The organism is uncultured Campylobacter sp. (genome assembly GCF_937890585.1).
Lineage (GTDB): Bacteria > Campylobacterota > Campylobacteria > Campylobacterales > Campylobacteraceae > Campylobacter_A.
This window is the reverse complement of sequence record NZ_CALACG010000327.1, coordinates 1-4675: the sequence shown is the minus strand read 5'-3', so window position 1 is coordinate 4675 and position 4675 is coordinate 1. Positions and strand designations below refer to the sequence as shown.

Genomic DNA, 4675 nt, shown 5'->3' with positions numbered 1-4675 from the left:
GGCAAATACGCCCAAACGCTACTTAGCGCAAATAGCGAGCTTGAAATTTTGCTAGTTTATAAAAATTTAAAGGGCTACAATATAAAAAATTTCTTAAAAGAATTTTCTGAAATTTTAGATAGCTCTGGCATGAAATTTGTGATAAAAATTGCCGAAGTGGATGAAATTTTTATAAATTTCAAAGATGACCTTAAATTTAAAAGCGAAACCTCGCAACTTCGCTATATCTGCGGCTCAAAAAGCCTCTACCGCTTAGTAAAAAGCGAGATCATAAAGATAAAAGAATTTGATAAAAAAGCCTTTTTAAACTACCATTTAAAGGCATTTTTGCCATTTTCTAGCATAAGCTACTTGGCTCAAGAGCCAAATTTAAAAAGTGGCTTTGGCGGGATAGACGAAATTTATCATCTAAACTGCATACTAAACTGCCTAGATAGCGACGTTTCCGTTAGATCGCAAGCGCTTAAAGTGATGAATGAAAAAGAGATCGCTAGCTTTAACCTAAATGTGGATTTTTTGCTAAGCTTGCTAAGTGCTTTAAATTTAACCCAAAACACCGATACTTTCAGCGCTTCAAGTGTCGAGATCACGACAAATTTCATGCAGACAAAGTCCAAAAAGCTTCAAGACAACGAAAGCGTCATCAGCCAAAAGATTCTAAGCTCGATGAATAACATCGCCATTTATTCAAGATTTATAGCGGCCTCTCTTTGCAGGCCATTTTTCAAGAGTGAGCTAAGCTTCGAGCAGCGTAAATTTGCTAGGCTAAAAAATGGCTTTTATGAGATAAATGGCGTCATATACGTGCCGCTTCATAAAAAGCCAGCACTTATCGAAGCTCTCATAAAAGAACTTTTAGAGCTAAAAGATGTGGATTATAAATTTGATATAAGCGCGATCTTTTATATCAAGCGAGCCATCATCACAAAAAGTGGCTTGGAGCGCGCTATCAGCGAGTTTAAGAAGATATTTTTAAGAGAAAACTCATACGCCATTTTAAAGTCCTTGCTCGATGCGCAGATGATACAAATTTTGATAAAACCGATGGAGCACATCAGCCAGCTAGCTCAGTATGACGGCTATCACGAATTTACGGTTGATGAGCACAGCATCTTAAGTGTCAAATTTCTTGAAAATATAAAAGATAAATTTATAAAAAATCTCTACACCGAGCTTTGCATGGAGGGCAAGACGATGCTAAAGATCGTAACTCTCATGCACGACGTTGGCAAGGGGCTTGGCAAGGATCATGCAAATATCGGCGCAAATATCTTTAGAGCCTACGCAAACAAGCTAAATTTAAGCCAAAAGGCCGTAAATATCGGCGTTACGCTCGTAAAATACCACACTCTAATGAGCAACGTCTCAAACAGAGAGGACATCTACTCACAACGCGTCATCTTTGCCTTCATCTCAAAGCTAGGCGACAAGCAGGTCTTAAAGCTACTTTACATCCTTAGCTACTGCGTGATAAACGCGACAAATGAGAAGCTTTACAACGCCTACACAGCCAAGCTTTTAAGGGAGCTTTATGAAATTTCACTGACTGCGTTTAGCGACGAAAATTTGCTCGACGAAGCGACAAGACGTGTAAAAAAAGAGCAGTCTATAAAGCGAAACAGCGAATTTTTGGCACTTTCTCCAAGCTTGCAAGAGAAAATTTTTAAGATCACATCAAATTTGGTCTTTACAAAATATAGCGCGAGCGAGATCATAAATTTAAGCAAGGCGGCGAGTGTTTTAAGCGGAACTGAAATTTATATAAATAACTCTAAAAACCTAAGCATACAAATTTATACGCAAAAGAGTCTAAATTTAAGCGCCCTGCTCTATGAATTTGCCAAATTTGACCTTGCGTATATGGAAATTTTTGAGCTATTTGAGAAGAAATTTTACATCAGGCTTGACTTTAACCAAAATGTAAAAAATCATGAGCTTGAAAATACTAAAATTTTAGCCCTAAAATCACTAAATAGCGAGGTTTTAAGAGAGCCATTGAAACCAAATATTAACAAAGATGAGATAAACTTCGAGCTAAATCACTCAAAAGATTACGCCAAGCTTAGCATCAACGCAAAAGATCAGCGCGGGCTAATGGCTTATGTGATGAGTGTTTTTGACAGGCTTCATTTTCAAGTCACGAGTGCGAGAATTCAGACGGTTAAAAATAGAACGAGGAATCTCTTTTTGATCGAGAAAAACGAGCGACTTGAGAGTAAAGGCGAAGAGATATTAAATTTATTAATAAGCGAGTAAAACATGTGTGGAATCGTAGGATACATCGGAGATAAAGAGAAAAAAGAGGTCATTTTAAGCGGGCTAAAAGAGCTTGAGTATCGCGGATACGACAGCGCTGGCATGGCTGTGATGAGTGATGGCAAGATCGACTTCTTTAAAGCGGTCGGCAAGCTTGAAAATTTAGCCCTAAAGACAAAGGACTTTACATCAGAAGGTTTTGGCGTGGCGATAGGTCACACACGCTGGGCTACGCACGGTAAACCAACCGAGATAAACGCTCACCCACACCTTGGCGAGCACTCATTTGTCGTTCATAACGGCATCATCGAAAACTACAAAGAGCTTAAAGATGAGCTTGAGGCAAAGGGCGTGAAATTTGTCAGCCAAACCGACACCGAAGTGATCGTGCATCTTTTTGAAGAAATTTTAAAAGAAAAAAAAGACCCATTTAAAGCTTATGAGGCGACTATCGCAAAGCTAAGAGGCGCTTATGCAACGCTACTTATCACCAAAACTGCACCTGATAAGATATTTTTCGCAAAAGATGCCGCTCCTATGGCGATAGGCAAAAGTGACAAAAAAGAGGTATATTTTGCCTCATCAGATGCGCCGCTAATTGGCAACGCAACCGAAGTAGCCTACTTAGATGATAACAACTACGGCTATGTGAGCTTAGACGAGATAGCTGTTTTTAAACAAGGCAAAAAAGCTAGCATAACCTTTAACGCACTGCCAAAAGATAAGAGCTATGCCCAAAAAGAGGGTTATACATTTTTTATGGAGAAAGAAATTTACGAGCAAGGTGCAGTCGTATCTGAAACCATCATGGGCAGGGTTAAAAACCACAAAGTCACCCTTGAAAATTTAGACGATGAATACCTAAAAGGCATCGATGATGTCGTGCTTTGTGCGTGCGGTACGAGCTACCATGCAGCGCTTGTTGCAAGCTATCTTTTTGAAAGGCTTGCTAAAGTTAGAACAAAGGTCGAAGTGGCAAGCGAATTTAGATATAGAAAGCCTTATCTAAACAAAAACTCGCTTTTTATCGTCATCTCACAAAGTGGCGAGACAGCTGATACTCTTGAGGCACTTAGGATCGCAAAAGAGGCTGGGCTAAAGACACTTGCGATTTGCAACGTCGATAACTCATCTATCGTTAGACTAGCTGATAATACGCTTCTAACTCGCGCTGGCATCGAAAAAGGTGTGGCAAGTACAAAGGCTTTTGCAACGCAGATCATCGTGCTTTGGATGCTTGTACTTCAAATGGCATCAGCAAAGGGATCTATCAGCAAAAAAGAGCTTGATCACGAGATCAAAACGCTTCTTCACATCCCACAAATTTTAAATATAGATAACTCCTTGCAAGAGAAGCTTCACCGCCTAAGCAAGCATTATTTGCACGGCCATGGCTTCTTCTTCATCGGTAGAGACATCTTCTATCCGCTAGCACTTGAAGGTGCGTTAAAACTTAAAGAAATTTCATATCTTCACGCCGAGGGCTATCCATCAGGCGAGATGAAGCACGGCCCTATCGCGCTTGCAGATGAGAAGCTATTTACGATCGCTTTAATGCCTCAAAATTTACTTTATGAAAAGACAAAGAGCAATGTCGAAGAGCTCGCTGCAAGAGATGCATATATCCTAGCGATAAGTCCGCTTGAGCTTGAGCTAAGCGACGACTACATAAAAACAAGTGTTCAAGATCACTATATGAGCGAATTTTTCGAGATGATGCTTGTGCTTCAGCTGCTTGCACTTGAAATTTCTGTTAGACTTGGCAACAACGTCGATATGCCAAGAAACCTCGCAAAAAGCGTAACTGTTGAGTAAATTTAGCTGGCTGGCAAATGCAAAATGCCAGCCAAATTTCTGTTTTTAAAGCCATTCAATCATAGTGTTTGACATTAAATTTGTATTAATATTTTTCTAATACTTGCTTCTATATAATACCAAAACCAACTTAATCATTAAGGATAAAAATGAAGTTAAAATCATCTCTACTAAGCGCAAGCCTAGGAGTATTACTTTTGAGTGGTTGCGCCACAGGCAACAATGGCGGCGTGACTGGCAGCGCTGCTGGCAGTAACAATAAAAATGCCAACACAAAAATAGAAAAGTGTAGTAGCACACTTGGAACTTTAGCATTTTATGAAGATCAAAATTCTGACTGGTATTCATATCTAACTCGCAACTACAAGCTTACATCAACTATTCCTGTTTTACGCCTTCTAGCACAACAAACTGGTTGTTTTGTTATCGTTGAGAGGGGCGCTATGATGGACAATATGATGCAAGAGCGTGCCCTTGATAGATCAGGCGAGTTACGTGGAGGCTCAGGCTTTGGCAAAGGCAAAATGGTGGCAGCTGATTATACTATTCGTCCTGAAATTTTCTTTAGTAACGAAGATACAGGTGGTGTTGGTGGAGTTGTGGG

At 39.8% G+C, this 4675-nt stretch carries 2 protein-coding genes and 1 pseudogene; all 3 read left to right on the top strand.

Annotated elements, in window-relative coordinates; all coding sequences use genetic code 11:
• A partial coding sequence (locus Q0296_RS09835) for an HD domain-containing protein (RefSeq protein WP_298040068.1) occupies window positions 1–2256 on the top strand: 2256 nt, incomplete at its 5' end.
• A 3-nt stretch (window positions 2257–2259) separates the two neighbouring features.
• Complete coding sequence (gene glmS, locus Q0296_RS09830; protein ID WP_298040059.1) at window positions 2260–4071, top strand: glutamine--fructose-6-phosphate transaminase (isomerizing); 1812 nt, start codon at window positions 2260–2262, stop codon at window positions 4069–4071.
• A gap of 149 nt (window positions 4072–4220) precedes the next feature.
• Window positions 4221–4675, top strand: a pseudogene (locus tag Q0296_RS09825) (peptidoglycan-binding protein); the annotation flags it as partial.

Excerpts from the sequence above, each read along its gene's own strand:
- glmS (WP_298040059.1), top strand. The coding sequence starts at position 2,260 with ATGTGTGGAATCGTAGGATACATCGGAGATAAAGAGAAAAAAGAGGTC.